This window comes from Variovorax guangxiensis (genome assembly GCF_003952165.1).
GTDB lineage: Bacteria > Pseudomonadota > Gammaproteobacteria > Burkholderiales > Burkholderiaceae_C > Variovorax > Variovorax guangxiensis.
Genome location: NZ_RXFT01000003.1, coordinates 157,285 through 170,729 on the forward strand (window position 1 = coordinate 157,285; position 13,445 = coordinate 170,729).

The window sequence follows — 13,445 nt, forward strand, 5'->3', positions numbered from 1 at the left end:
GGCTATAGCGAGCCTCCCGTCGCGTCCAGCGTGGCGGAAGCCAGCACCCGCAGGCACAGCTCCTCGTACGCGATGCCCGCGGCGCGGGCGGACATCGGCACCAGCGAATGGCTGGTCATGCCGGGCGAGGTGTTCATCTCCAGCAGGAAGGGCTTGCGGTCGCTCGCGCGGATCATCACGTCGGCGCGGCCCCAGCCGCGGCAGCCGAGCGTGCGGTAGGCGGCCAGCGTGATGCGCTGGATCTCGTGCTCCTCGGCCTCGGGCAGGCCGCTCGGGCACTGGTACTTCACGTCGTCGGTGAAGTACTTGTTCTGGTAGTCGTAGGCGCCCTCGGGCGCGGCGATGCGCACCACCGGCAGCGCGCGCGCGTCGAGACCGTGGCCGAGCACGGCGCAGGTCACTTCCTCGCCCTCGATGAATTCCTCGCACAGCACGTCGGCGTCGTACCTCGCCGACAGCGCCACCGCCTCCTGCATCTCTGAATAGCCTTGCACCTTGGTCACGCCGATGGACGAGCCCTCGCGCGGTGGCTTCACGATCAGCGGCAGGCCGAGCACATCGGGCACCGCCCTGACCTGCTCGCGGCTTTGCTGGTCGAAGGCCAGGCGCACGTACTTGGGCGTGGGCAGGCCGTCGGCCTGCCAGATGCGCTTGGTCATGACCTTGTCCATCGCCACGCTCGAGGCCATCACGCCAGAGCCGGTGTAGGGAATGCCGAGCAGCTCGAGCGCGCCCTGCACGGTGCCGTCCTCGCCGTGGCGGCCGTGCAGCGCGACGAAGCAGCGCGCGAAGCCTTCGCTCCTGAGCTCCGACAGGTCGCGCTGCGACGGGTCGAAGGCATGCGCGTCCACGCCGCGCGAGCGCAGCGCCTCGAGCACGCCGGTGCCCGACATCAGGGAGATCTCGCGCTCGGCGGAACTGCCGCCGAAGAGCACGGCGACCTTGCCGAAGAGTTTGGGGTCCTGGAGGCTCATGAGGCCCTCCCTTTGCGCGAACCGCGCTCGGATGTTGAAGGGGCAGAGGCGCCGGTCGCGGCACCGGCCGCGCCGAGCTCGACCACCTTGGCCGGCACCGCGCCGATGGAGCCCGCGCCCATCGAGAGCACCACGTCGCCCGGGCGGGCGTTGTCGAGAATGGCGCGCGGCATCGCGGCGATGTCGTCGACGAAGACCGGCTCGACCTTGCCCGCCACGCGCAGCGCGCGCGCCAGCGTGCGGCCGTCGGCCGCCACGATGGGCGCCTCGCCGGCGGCATAGACCTCGCCGAGCAGCACCGCGTCGGCCGTGCCGATGACCTTCACGAAGTCTTCGAAGCAGTCGCGCGTGCGGGTGTAGCGATGTGGCTGGAAGGCCAGCACCAGCCGGCGGCCCGGGAATGCGCCGCGCGCGGCCGCGATGGTGGCGGCCATCTCCACGGGGTGATGGCCGTAGTCGTCGATCACCGTGAAGGTGCCGGCAGCATCCCCGCCCTGCACAGCCACGTCGCCGTAGCTCTGGAAGCGGCGGCCCACGCCCTTGAAGCCTGCGAGCCCGCGCTGCACGGCTTCGTCGGGAATACCGAGTTCCACCGCCACCGCGATCACCGACAGCGCATTGCGCACGTTGTGCTCGCCAGGCAGGTTCAGCACGATCGGGAGGTCGGGCAACGTCACTCCGTTGCGGCGCTGCGCGGTGAAATGCATCTGGCCGCCAACGGCGCGCACGTCGATGGCGCGCACCTGGGCGTCCTCGCCGAAGCCGTAGCTGGTGACCGGGCAGGTCACGTCGGCCACGATCTCGCGCACCGCCGGATCGTCGGTGCACAGAATGGCCACGCCGTAGAACGGCATGCGGTGCAGGAAGTCGACGAAAGCCTTCTTGAGCTTCGCGAAGTCGTGCCCGTAGGTCTCCATGTGGTCGGCGTCGATGTTCGTGACCACCGCCATCACCGGCAGCAGGTTCAGGAACGAGGCATCCGACTCGTCGGCCTCCACCACGATGTAGTCGCCGGAGCCCAACTGCGCGTTCGCGCCGGCGCTGTTCAGGCGCCCGCCGATCACGAAGGTCGGGTCGAGCCCTGCGGCCGCGAGCACGCTCGCCACCAGGCTGGTGGTGGTGGTCTTGCCGTGCGTGCCGGCAATGGCGATGCCCTGCTTCAGGCGCATCAGCTCGGCCAGCATCAGCGCGCGCGGCACGACCGGAATGCGCTTCTCGCGCGCAGCCAGCACCTCGGGGTTGTCCGACTGCACCGCCGTCGACGTGACGACCGCATCCGCGCCGTCGATATGCGCGGCCGCGTGGCCCACGAAGGTGCCGATGCCCAGGCCCGCGAGCCGGCGCAGCGTGGCGCTGTCGGCCAGGTCGGAGCCGGTGATTTTGTAGCCCAGGTTCAGCAGCACTTCGGCGATGCCGCTCATGCCGGAGCCGCCGATGCCCACGAAATGGATATGACGAATAGCGTGCTTCATCTTGCAAGCTCCTCGCAGGCGCGGACGACCGCCTCGACGGCTTCGGTCTTCTGCATGGTCTTGGCCTTCTCGGCCTTCTCTATCAGCGCATCGCGCCCGGTTTTCTGTAGCAAGTCAGCCAGCAATTCAGGAGTGAGGTCGGCCTGCTGCACCAGCCAGCCGCCGCCTGCGTCCACGAGGAAGCGCGCATTGGTGGTCTGGTGGTCGTCGACCGCCGAGGGGAAAGGCACGAACAGCGCTGCTGCGCCGACGGCCGCGATTTCTGTGACGGTGCTGGCACCGGCGCGCGCGACGATCATGTCGGCGTCCGCATAGGCCTGCGCCGTGTCTTCGATGAAGGGCGTCAGCTCTCCTTCGACGCCCGCGGCCTCGTAGTTGGCGCGCAGCTCGTCGATCTGTTTGGCGCCGCTCTGGTGAAGCACCTGCGGGCGCTCGGCCGGCGCGATGCGGGCCAGCGCCTGCGGCACCACGGTATTGAGGCCGCGCGCGCCAAGGCTTCCGCCCACCACCAGCAGCTTGAGCGGCCCGGTGCGGCCCGCGAAGCGCTCGGCCGGTTCGGGCTTGGAGGTGAAGGCCGCGCGCAGCGGGTTGCCCACCCACTGCGCCTTCTTCAGCACGTTGGGAAAGGCGGTGAACACGCGGTCTGCCACGCCCGCCAGCACCTTGTTGGCGAGGCCGGCCACCGAGTTCTGCTCGTGCAGCACCAGCGGCTTGCCGACCAGCACGCCCATCATCCCGCCCGGGAAGGTGATGTAGCCGCCCAGGCCCACCAGCACGTCGGGCTTCACGCGGCGGACCACGCCCAGGCTCTGCCAGAAGGCGCGCAGCAGCTTCAGCGGCAGCAGGAGCAGCGTGAGCGGGCCCTTGCCGCGCACGCCGCCGAACTGCACGGGTTCGAAGGCGAAGCCGCGCGGCGGCACCAGCTTTTCTTCCATGCTGCCGGGGGCGCCCAGCCAGTGCACCTTCCAGCCGCGCTCGCGCAGGGCCTCGGCCACCGCGAGTCCGGGGAAGATGTGGCCCCCGGTGCCGCCGGCCATGACGAGCGCGGTGCGGCCGGTCATACGCGACCTCCGCGCATCAGCGGCGCATGCGCGCCGCAGCGCTGCGCGCTGACCCGATTCTGGTGAAACCATGTCCTCATACGCGGCCTCCGCGCATGAGGACACGGTTTTCGTAATCGATGCGCAGAACGATCGCCAGCGCCACCAGGTTCATCAGAATGGCCGAGCCGCCGAAGCTCATCAGCGGCAGCGTCAGGCCCTTGGTCGGCAGCGCGCCGAGGTTCACGCCCATGTTGATGAAGGTCTGGAAGCCCAGCCACACGCCCACGCCCTGTGCCACGAGGCCCGAGAACACGCGGTCCAGCGCGATGGCCTGGCGGCCGATGTGCATGATGCGGCGCGTGAGCCAGAGGAACAGGCCGATGATCAGCAGCACGCCGACGAGGCCGAACTCCTCGCCGATCACGGCCAGCAGGAAGTCGGTGTGCGCCTCGGGCAGCCAGTGCAGCTTCTCGACGCTGCCGCCGAGGCCCACGCCGAAGATCTCGCCGCGCCCGATGGCGATCAGCGAGTGCGACAACTGGTAGCCCTTGCCCAGCGCATGCTCCTCGCTCCACGGATCGAGGTACGCGAAGATGCGCTCGCGGCGCCACGGGCTGCTCGCGACGATGGTGCCGAAGGCCACCACCACCAGCGCGGCGATCAGGAAGAACATGCGCGCATTCACGCCGCCCAGGAACAGGATGCCCATGGCGATCACGGCGATCACCATGAAAGCCCCCATGTCGGGCTCGGCCATCACCAGCATGCCGACCACCACCACCGCCACGCCCATGGGCAGCACGGCGCGGAAGAAGCGCTCCTTGATCTCCATCTTGCGCACCATGTAGCTGGCGGCGTAGAGCACCATCGCGAGCTTGGCCAGTTCCGACGGCTGGAAGCGCATGAAGCCCATCGGCAGCCAGCGGCGCGCGCCGTTCACGTTGATGCCGATGTGCGGAATGAGCACAGCCACCAGCAGCAGCAGCGAGGCCACGAAGAGCCAGGGCGCGGCGCGCTCCCAGGTCTTCATCGGGATCTGGAAGGTCAGCAGCGCGGCGATGAAGGCGAACACCACCGAGGCCGCGTGCCGCGTGAGGAAATACGAGGCGCTGTAGCCCGCGCGCGCGAAGCGCGGGTTGTCGGGCAGCGCGATGGAGGCCGAATACACCATGATCAGGCCCCAGGTCAGCAGCGCCACCGTGACCCAGACCAGCGCCTGGTCGAAGCCCAGCACGCGCATCGGCGTGGCCTTGGTCTGCGCGATGCCGGCGCCGCCGAGCCGCACGGGCAGGTGCACTGGCAGCGAGTCGATCCCGCTGCGCGCGCGCCTGAACCAGCCGCCGAAGCGGCTGGTGCGTGCGTTGGGCGTGGCGCCTGATGCGGCAGAGTTCAAACCTGTTCCTCCGTCGTCGAGTCGCCCAGGCCGCGCGGGCTGTCCTCGTAGGCCTGCACGGCCTCGCGGAACACCTCGGCGCGGTGCGCATAGTCCTTGAACATGTCGAAGCTCGCACAGGCCGGTGACAGCAGCACGGCGTCGCCGGGGTTGGCGCGCGCGGACGCGAGCTTCACCGCCTCGTCCATCGAGGCGGCGTGCAGCAGCGAGACGCCCGTCGATGCCAGCGCGGCCTCGATGACCGGAGCGTCGCGGCCGATGAGCACCACGGCGCGCGCGTACTGGCGAACGGGCGCGGCCAGCGGCTCGAAGTCCTGCCCCTTGCCTTCGCCGCCGAGGATGACGACCACGCGGCGCTCCTCGCCCAGGCCGGTCAGCGCGGCGGCGGTGGCACCCACGTTGGTGCCCTTGCTGTCGTCGAAGTACTCGACCTCGTCGATGACGGCGATGGGCTCGACGCGATGCGGCTCGCCCTGGTATTCGCGCAGGCCGTAGAGCATGGCGTTCAGCGGGCAGCCGGCGGCGCTGGCCAGCGCCAGGGCCGCGAGCGCGTTCATGGCGTTGTGGCGGCCGCGGATGCGCAGCGCGTCGGCGGGCATCAGCCGCTGCAGGAAGATCTCTTCCTCGACCACGGCACCACGCTTGCGCTTCTGCGTTTCGTCGGCTTCCAGCGCGCGCACCAGCCAGGCCATGCCGTTCACGCGCTCGATGCCGTAGTCGCCCGGGCGCAGCGGCATCGCGGAACCGAAGGTGACATGCGTGCGGATCTGCGGGCGCTGCAGCTTGACCTTGACGGGCGCGGGCAGCATCGCCATCACGCCGGCGTCGTCGCGGTTGAGGATCATGAGCCCGTGCGCGCCGAAGATGCGCGCCTTGGCCGCGCCGTACGCGGCCATGTCGCCGTGCCAGTCCAGATGGTCCTGCGTGAGGTTGAGCACCGTCGCGGCGGTGGGCTCGAAGCCCTGTACGCCGTCGAGCTGGAAGCTGGACAACTCCAGCACCCACACGTCGGGCAGCGTCTCGGCGTCCATGTGCGCCGAGAGCGTGTCGAGCAGCGTCGGGCCGATGTTGCCGGCCACGGCCACGGTCTTGCCCGCGCGCTCCACCAGCTGGCCGGTGAGCGAGGTGACGGTCGTCTTGCCGTTGGTGCCGGTGATGGCGAGCACCGCGGGCGTGTAGCCCTTGGGCGCTTCAGGCTCGACGGGCGGCGCCAGTTCGAGCTGAGGCGACGGCTCTTCTTCTACCGCGGCCGACGCCGGGTTGGTCGCGGAGAGCTCGGCGATGCGCGCGACGAACTCCGCGGCTTCCTTGGCGGCGGTCGGGACGTAGGGCTTGCCGGTGGTGGGCAGGCGCGAAACGGTGGCGGGCGCGGGTGCGGGAGCAGGCTCCGCTGCCGGGGCTTCGGGCGATTCGGGGGCTGCTTCGGCAGCCGGGGTTTCCGGCGCTGCTTCAGCGCTGGTTGCTTCGGTGGATTCCAGCGCCGGTTCAGGCGCGGCTTCGGATGCTGGCTCCGCAACGGTTTCGGCCGGCACGGCCACTTCGCCTTCCTGCGGCGGCGGCACGACAACGCTGATCGACGGATCGCGCGGCATCGCTTCGGCCATCGCGGGGGCGGCCGGCTCGGGCTGGGCTTCAGCGGTTTCCGATGTTTCTACTGGCGCGGGTGCTTCTGCAGGCTCGACCGGAGCTGCGGCCTTGGCGGGCGCAGGCTCTTCCAGCGCCAGCTCGGCCTGTGCTTCAGGCTCGGCGGGAGCTTCGGCAACCGGCTCGGCTTGCGTTGCGGCGGCGACTTCCGCCTCCGGTTCGGCCTCGACCACCGGCACTTCCACCGTCCGCAGGTCCTGCAGCGCACGCGCGAACAGATCCAGCTCGCCACCGACCGGCAGGCCCACGGCGCGCGCAGCATCGGCCACCGGCGCGATGGTCGCCGGCGAAAGGCCCGGCGAACGGTACACGGCGCGGATCGGCGTGCCTTCGACCAGCGCGGCCGAAAACGGCCCGCCGACGAAGTTCACGCCTGGCAGCTCCTCGCGCAGCGTCGGAAGCAATGCCGGCGCCTCGCGCGTGTCGGCCACGGTCACGACCGCGCCGTGGCGCGCGCACCAGCGCGCCATCGCCAGCCCGGACGCGCCGAGGCCGAGGATGAGGACGGGGAGGTCTTTCAGGTGCCGCATGGTTGTCTTCTTCTTTTCTCTCTCAGCGCAGCTTCAGCGTCGAAAGGCCCACGAGGCACAGCAGCATCGTGATGATCCAGAAGCGCACCACGACCTGCGTCTCGCGCCAGCCGCTCTTCTCGAAGTGATGGTGCAGCGGCGCCATCTTGAGCACGCGCCGCCCCTCGCCGAAGCGCTTCTTCGTGTACTTGAAGTAGGTGACCTGTGCCATCACCGAGATCGCCTCGACCACGAAGATGCCGCCCATGATGAAGAACACGATCTCCTGGCGCACGATGACCGCGATGGTGCCCAGCGCGCCGCCCAGCGCCAGCGCGCCCACGTCGCCCATGAACACCTGCGCCGGATGCGTGTTGAACCACAGGAACGCGAGCCCCGCGCCGGCCATGGCCGAGCAGAACACCAGCAGCTCGCCCGAGCCGGGGATGTTGGGGAACAGCAGGTACTTGGAATACACCGCGCTGCCCGTGACGTAGGCGAACACGCCCAGCGCCGAGCCCACCATCACCACCGGCATGATCGCCAGGCCGTCGAGGCCGTCGGTCAGGTTCACGGCATTGCTCGCGCCCACGATCACCAGGTAGGTGAGGATCACGAAGCCGATGCCGCCCAGCGGATAGCTCACTTCCTTGAAGAAGGGCACCAGCAGGTTGATCTTGGGCGGGAAGTCGAGGTCGAAGCCCGACTGCACCCATGCGAAGAACAGCTGCACCACGCGCCAGTTGGAGCTTTCCGAGATGCTGAAGAGCAGGTAGAAGGCCGCGATCAGCCCCACCACCGACTGCCAGAAATACTTCTCGCGCGAGCGCATGCCCTCCGGGTCCTTGCGCACCACCTTGCGCCAGTCGTCCACCCAGCCGATGGCGCCGAAGCCCATGGTGACCCACAGCACGATCCACACGAACCTGTTGGAGATGTCGAACCACAGCAGCGTGGCGAAGGCGATGGCGAACAGCACCAGCACGCCGCCCATGGTGGGCGTGCCGCTCTTGGTGAGGTGCGTTTCCATGCCGTAGCCGCGCACCGGCTGGCCGATCTTGAGCGCCGTGAGGCGGCGGATCACGTAGGGCCCGGCCACCAGGCCGACCACGAGCGCCGTCAGCGCGGCCATCAGCGCGCGGAAGGTGAGGTACTGGAAGATGCGCAGGAACCCGAACTCGGGCGACAGCGTCTGCAGCCATTGAGCGAGGGTCAGCAGCATGTGGTTTCGCGCGGCTCATGCGTCATGACCGGCCTCCTTTTGTTGTTGTGGTTGTTGTAGTTGTGCCTGCGCCTCGACGACCTGCACCACGCGCTCCATCTTCATGAAGCGCGATCCTTTCACGAGCACGCTGCCGACCTGCGGCAGGCGTGCGAGCACGGCCGCGCTCAGCGCGTCGAACTCGTTGAAATGGCGTCCGTCGGCACCGGCGAAGGCGACGACGGTATGCGACGTCGCGTCGCCCAGCGTGTAGACGGACTCGATGCCGCGCTCGCGGGCATGCTCGCCGACCTCGGCGTGGAACTCGGGCGAGCGGTCGCCCACCTCGCCCATGTCGCCCAGCACCAGCAGGCGCGGGCCCGGCAGGGCGGCGAGCACGTCGATGGCGGCGATCACCGAATCGGGGTTGGCGTTGTAGCTGTCGTCGACCAGCGTGATCGCGTGGCCGCCGGGCAGCGCGATCTCGCTGGCGCGCGAACGGCCCTTGACCGGCTCGAAGGCCGAGAGGCCGGCGCCGATGGTTTCCAGCGACACACCCGCCGCGAGCGCGCAGGCCGTGGCGGCGAGCGCGTTGACGACGTTGTGCCGGCCCGCGATGTGCAGGCGCGCGTCGAAGTCGCCCACCGGCGTGCGGATGCTCACGGCCCAGGCGCCCTGCTTCCATTCGGCGTGCTGCAGCGAGATGTCGGCATCCTCGTGCTCGCCGAAGGTCAGGCAGCGGCGCGAGCCGCCGTCGTGCGCCATGTCGGTCCACAGCGAGGTGAACTCGTCGCCGTAGGGAAAGACGGCCGTGCCGTCTTCCGGAAGCACGGCGAACACGGCGGCGTTCTCGATGGCCACCGCCTCGACGGTGGCCATGAATTCCTGGTGCTCGCGCTGCGCGTTGTTGACCAGCGCGATGGTCGGGCGCGAGATGGCCGCCAGCCGCGCGATCTCGCCCGGGTGGTTCATGCCCAGTTCGAGCACCGCGCGCTGGTGCTGCGCGCGCAGGCGCAGCAGCGTGAGCGGCACGCCGATCTCGTTGTTGAAGTTGCCGGCCGTGGCGAGCGAGCGCTCGGCCCGGAAGGCGAAGAGCACGGCCGCGATCATCTGCGTGACTGTGGTCTTGCCGTTGCTGCCCGTCACCGCGATCAGCGGCAGGTCGAACTGCGCGCGCCAGCCCGCGCCGAGCGCGCCCAGCGCGACCAGCGAGTCGGGCACCTCGAGGCCGGCGAGGCCCGCGGCCTCCAGCCCGCGGTGCGCGATGGCGGCCACGGCGCCCTGCTTCTTCGCATCGGCCAGGAAATCGTTGGCGTCGAAGCGCTCGCCCTTGAGCGCGACGAACAGGTCGCCGGGCGCGAGCGTGCGCGTGTCGGTGTGCACGCGGGCGATGACGATGGAGCCGTCGCCCACGAGGCGAGAACCCGGAATCCATTGCTGGATCCGGGCCAGGGTGATGTCCAGGGGTGTCGTGATGCCGCTCATGCCGAGGCACCCCTCTTTGCCAGCGCCTGCAGCGCATGGGCCTTGTCCGAGAACTCGATGCGCTGGCCGGCGATTTCCTGCCAGGCCTCGTGGCCCTTGCCGGCGATCAGCACCACATCTTGCGGCGCAGCCTGCGCGATGGCGTTGGCGATGGCTGCCGCCCGGTCGGGCTGCACCTGCGCCGCGTCGGGGCGCGAGAAGCCGCGCAGCACCTGGCTGATGATCGCGTCGGGCTTTTCGCTGCGGGGGTTGTCGCTGGTGACGATCACGCGGTCGGCCTGGCGCTCGGCGACGGCGGCCATCATCGGGCGCTTGATCGGGTCGCGGTCGCCGCCGCAGCCGAACAGGCACCACAGTGCGCCGCCGCGCTGCTTTGCGAGCGGGCGCAGGCCGATCAGCGCCTTGTCGAGCGCATCGGGCGTGTGGGCGTAGTCGACCACGGCCAGCGGGGCGCCTTCGCCGGTGCCGGCGCGGTCCATGCGTCCGGGCACGCTGGTGAGGTTGGCGCATGCGGCCACGGCCTGGGCGAGCGTGAGGCCCAGCGCGCGCAGCGTGCCGAGCACGCCCAGCAAGTTGGACACGTTGTACTGGCCGATGAGCCCCGTCGACAGGCGCTCCACGGCAGCCGTGCCGTGCTCGGCCACCGAGAACTGCAGGCCCTGCGCGTCGTAGCCGATGTCGCGCGCCATGAGGCGGGCCGGCTTGCCGGCGGCCGAGACGGTCCAGACGTCGAGCGCACCGATGCCGGCGTCGATCAGGTTCGCGCACAGGCTGGCGCCGTGCGTGTCGTCGATGTTGATCACCGCGGCGCGCAGGCCGGGCCAGCGGAACAGCTCGGCCTTGGCCTGCCAGTAGGCGTCCATGCTGCCGTGGTAGTCGAGGTGGTCCTGCGTGAAGTTGGTGAACACGGCCACGGCGATCTGCGCGCCGTCGAGGCGGCGCTCGGCGATGCCGATGGACGAGGCCTCGATGGCGCAGGCGCCGAAGCCGTTCGTGACCAGCGCGCGCAGCTCGCGCTGCATCATCACCGGGTCGGGCGTGGTCAGGCCGGTGTAGGTCAGCTCGGGCGGCACGCCGATGCCCAGCGTGCCCATCACGGCGCAGGGCGACGGCGCGTCGCGCTGCATGGTGCCGTCGGGCTTCATCACTCGCACGCCGCCCGCCGCGCGCAGCGTGGAGAGCGACTCGGCCAGCCACCATGCGGTGGAGGTCTTGCCGTTGGTGCCCGTCACGGCCAGCACTTCGAGCAGGGCCGAGGGGTTGTCGTAGAAGGCCGAGGCGATCGGGCCGGTGGCGGCCTTCAGGCCGGGGTAGCTCACGATGCGCTCGCGGTATTCGTCCTGGTCGAAGCCGAAGGGCTCGACGCCCTCGTGTTCCACCAGGCAGACGGCGGCGCCCTGCGCCAGCGCGGCCGCCACGTGCTTGCGGCCGTCGGTGGCGGCGCCCGGCCAGGCGATGAAGACGTCGCCCGCACCCACGGCGCGGCTGTCGGCATGCAGCGCGGCGTTCGGCGCGCGCTCCTTCAGCCAGGCGGCGACCAGTTGGGGGGAAGTGAAGGTCAGCATGTTCAGAAGCTCTCGTCGACGCCCTGCGTCATCACAAGCGGTTTGACCGCCAGATCGGGCGGTACGTTCATCATGCGCAGCGTCTGCTGCACGACCTCGCTGAACACGGGAGCGGCCGCCAGGCCGCCGAAATACTGCCCGTCGCTGGGCTCGTCGATCATCACCGCGACGATGATGCGCGGCTTCTCGATGGGCGCCATGCCGGTGAACCATGCGCGGTACTTGTTGCTGGCGTAGCCCTTGCCGACCTGCTTGTGGGCCGTGCCCGACTTGCCGCCGACCGAGTAGCCCACCGTCTGCGCGCGCGTGCCCGTGCCGCCGGGGCCGGCGGCCATCTGCAGCATCTTGCGCACCGCCAGCGCATTGGAGGGCGAGAACACCCGCACGCCGGCCGGCGGCTCGGAGTTCTTCAGAATGGTCACCGGAATGAGCGAGCCGTCGTGTGCGAACGCGGTGTACGAATGCGCCATCTGGAACAGCGACGCCGACAGGCCGTAGCCATAGGCCATGGTGGCCTGCTCGACCGGCTTCCAGGTCTTCCAGGGCCGCAGCCGGCCGGTGACGGCGCCGGGGAACTGGATCTGCGGCTTCTGGCCGTAGCCGAGCGCGGTGTAGGTGTCCCACATCTCGTGCGGGGTCATCTTCTGGGCGATCTTGAGCGCACCGACGTTGCTCGACTTCTGGATCACGCCCTCGACTGTCAGCGTGCCGTAGTTGTGCGTGTCGCTGATGGTGAAGCCGCCGATCTGGTAGCGGCCGGGGCCGGTTTCGATCAAGGTCGAGGGCTTCACGCGGCCGGCTTCCAGCGCCATGCCCACCGTGATCGGCTTCATGGTCGAGCCGGGCTCGAAGGTGTCGGTGATCGCGCGGTTGCGCAGTTGCTCGCCGGTCAGGTTCTGGCGCTTGTCGGGCACATAGCTCGGGTAGTTGGCCAGCGCCAGCACCTCGCCGGTGACGGAATCGAGCACCACCACGCTGCCGGCCTTGGCCTTGCGCGCGGTCACGGCGTCGCGCAGCTTCTGGTAGGCGAAGAACTGCACCTTGCTGTCGACGCTGAGCTGGATGTCCTTGCCGTCCAGCGGCGGCACGGTCTCGCCCACGCCCTCGACCACGCGGCCCAGGCGGTCCTTGATGACGCGGCGCGACCCGGCCTTGCCGGCCAGGTCCTTGTTGAAGGCCAGCTCGATGCCTTCCTGGCCGTTGTCTTCCACGTTGGTGAAGCCCACCACGTGCGCGGCGGCCTCGCCCTCGGGGTACTGGCGCTTGTATTCCTTGCGCTGGTAGATGCCCTTGAGGTTCATCGCGGCGATCTGCTTGGCGATGGGCTCGTCGACCTGGCGCTTGATCCAGACGAAGGTCTTGTCCTCGTCTTCCAGTTTCTTGTCGAAGTCCTTCTGCGGCATCTCCAGCAGCTTGGCCACCTGCTTGAGCTTGGCGCGCACCTCGGGGTCGTCGCGCTCGATGTCTTCCGGGATGGCCCAGATGCTGGGCGCGACCACGCTCGATGCGAGGATGAGCCCGTTGCGGTCGAGGATGCGGCCGCGGTTGGCCGGCAGCTCCAGCGTGCGCGCGAAGCGCACCTCGCCCTGCCGCTGGAAGAAGCTGTTGCCGATGACCTGCACGTAGGCAGCCCGGCCGGCCAGCACCAGGAAGCCGAAGGCGATGCCGGCGACGATGAGCTTGCTGCGCCACACCGGCGTCTTGCTCGCAAGCAGGGGGCTGGTGGTGTAGCGGACGCTGCGGTTGCCCCGGGTCATCGCGCGGCCCTCGCTGCGGTTGCGGCCGGCCTGGCCGCAGGCTTGGCTGCCGGCTTGCCTGTGGTGGGGGGCGTCGCCGCCACCGGTGCGACGGCGGGAATCACGGAGCCGTCAGGGCGCACGTACTGCGTGATCGCCGGGGAGGTGGTGCGCATCTGCAGCTGCTCCTTGGCGAGCTTCTCCACGCGCAGCGGCGTGGCCTGCGCGCGCTTCTCGACCTGCAGGCGGTCGCGCTCGGTCTCGAGGCGGCGGGCATCCTGCTGCACGCGGTCGAGCTCGGTATAGAGCTGGCGCGACAGATACTGGGTGTGCACAAGGTACAAAGCCGTCGCAATGACGGCCATCAGCAGGAGCAGGTTGATCCGGGCCATGGCTAGCGAACCTCCCCCAGGCTGCACCACT

The 13,445-nt window shown here is 69.6% G+C and carries 10 protein-coding genes; all 10 read right to left on the minus strand.

Annotated elements, in window-relative coordinates; genetic code table 11:
- Positions 1 to 2 precede the first annotated feature (2 nt).
- Positions 3 to 974 carry a D-alanine--D-alanine ligase gene (locus EJP67_RS09170; RefSeq protein ID WP_126021410.1) on the minus strand — a complete coding sequence of 324 codons (972 nt, stop codon included), beginning with the start codon at positions 972 to 974 and terminating at the stop codon, positions 3 to 5.
- Complete coding sequence (gene murC / locus EJP67_RS09175) at positions 971 to 2,446, minus strand: UDP-N-acetylmuramate--L-alanine ligase (protein ID WP_126021411.1); 1,476 nt, start codon at positions 2,444 to 2,446, stop codon at positions 971 to 973. The genes EJP67_RS09170 and murC overlap by 4 nt, the downstream gene beginning before the upstream one ends.
- On the minus strand, positions 2,443 to 3,507 hold the full coding sequence (gene murG / locus EJP67_RS09180) for an undecaprenyldiphospho-muramoylpentapeptide beta-N-acetylglucosaminyltransferase (protein WP_126021412.1): 1,065 nt from the start codon (positions 3,505 to 3,507) through the stop codon (positions 2,443 to 2,445). Before murG ends, murC begins: the two co-directional genes overlap by 4 nt.
- 76 nt (positions 3,508 to 3,583) lie before the next feature.
- On the minus strand, positions 3,584 to 4,882 hold the full coding sequence (gene ftsW, locus EJP67_RS09185) for a putative lipid II flippase FtsW (RefSeq protein WP_126021413.1): 1,299 nt from the start codon (positions 4,880 to 4,882) through the stop codon (positions 3,584 to 3,586).
- Positions 4,879 to 7,056, minus strand: coding sequence for a UDP-N-acetylmuramoyl-L-alanine--D-glutamate ligase (gene murD / locus EJP67_RS09190; RefSeq protein ID WP_126021414.1), 2,178 nt, complete (start codon positions 7,054 to 7,056; stop codon positions 4,879 to 4,881). The genes ftsW and murD overlap by 4 nt, the downstream gene beginning before the upstream one ends.
- Positions 7,057 to 7,078: 22 nt before the next feature.
- Positions 7,079 to 8,257, minus strand: a complete 1,179-nt coding sequence (gene mraY, locus EJP67_RS09195; protein WP_093299737.1) for a phospho-N-acetylmuramoyl-pentapeptide-transferase — start codon at positions 8,255 to 8,257, stop codon at positions 7,079 to 7,081.
- Between the two features lie 15 nt (positions 8,258 to 8,272).
- The gene (locus EJP67_RS09200) at positions 8,273 to 9,721 is read right to left on the minus strand and encodes a UDP-N-acetylmuramoyl-tripeptide--D-alanyl-D-alanine ligase (protein ID WP_206169470.1); all 1,449 of its coding nucleotides are present in this window, start codon (positions 9,719 to 9,721) and stop codon (positions 8,273 to 8,275) included.
- Positions 9,718 to 11,286, minus strand: a complete 1,569-nt coding sequence (locus EJP67_RS09205) for a UDP-N-acetylmuramoyl-L-alanyl-D-glutamate--2,6-diaminopimelate ligase (protein ID WP_126021415.1) — start codon at positions 11,284 to 11,286, stop codon at positions 9,718 to 9,720. The genes EJP67_RS09200 and EJP67_RS09205 overlap by 4 nt, the downstream gene beginning before the upstream one ends.
- Before the next feature lie 2 nt (positions 11,287 to 11,288).
- Positions 11,289 to 13,043, minus strand: coding sequence for a peptidoglycan D,D-transpeptidase FtsI family protein (locus EJP67_RS09210; RefSeq protein WP_126021416.1), 1,755 nt, complete (start codon positions 13,041 to 13,043; stop codon positions 11,289 to 11,291).
- The gene (gene ftsL, locus EJP67_RS09215) at positions 13,040 to 13,414 is read right to left on the minus strand and encodes a cell division protein FtsL (RefSeq protein ID WP_126021417.1); all 375 of its coding nucleotides are present in this window, start codon (positions 13,412 to 13,414) and stop codon (positions 13,040 to 13,042) included. The genes EJP67_RS09210 and ftsL overlap by 4 nt, the downstream gene beginning before the upstream one ends.
- Between the last annotated feature and the right edge of the window lie 31 nt (positions 13,415 to 13,445).

Coding starts and splice junctions, on each gene's coding strand:
- EJP67_RS09170 (WP_126021410.1), bottom strand. CDS start 974: ATGAGCCTCCAGGACCCCAAACTCTTCGGCAAGGTCGCCGTGCTCTTC.
- EJP67_RS09200 (WP_206169470.1), bottom strand. CDS start 9,721: ATGAGCGGCATCACGACACCCCTGGACATCACCCTGGCCCGGATCCAG.
- murG (WP_126021412.1), bottom strand. CDS start 3,507: ATGACCGGCCGCACCGCGCTCGTCATGGCCGGCGGCACCGGGGGCCAC.
- murC (WP_126021411.1), bottom strand. CDS start 2,446: ATGAAGCACGCTATTCGTCATATCCATTTCGTGGGCATCGGCGGCTCC.
- murD (WP_126021414.1), bottom strand. CDS start 7,056: ATGCGGCACCTGAAAGACCTCCCCGTCCTCATCCTCGGCCTCGGCGCG.
- mraY (WP_093299737.1), bottom strand. CDS start 8,257: ATGCTGCTGACCCTCGCTCAATGGCTGCAGACGCTGTCGCCCGAGTTC.
- ftsL (WP_126021417.1), bottom strand. CDS start 13,414: ATGGCCCGGATCAACCTGCTCCTGCTGATGGCCGTCATTGCGACGGCT.
- EJP67_RS09210 (WP_126021416.1), bottom strand. CDS start 13,043: ATGACCCGGGGCAACCGCAGCGTCCGCTACACCACCAGCCCCCTGCTT.
- EJP67_RS09205 (WP_126021415.1), bottom strand. CDS start 11,286: ATGCTGACCTTCACTTCCCCCCAACTGGTCGCCGCCTGGCTGAAGGAG.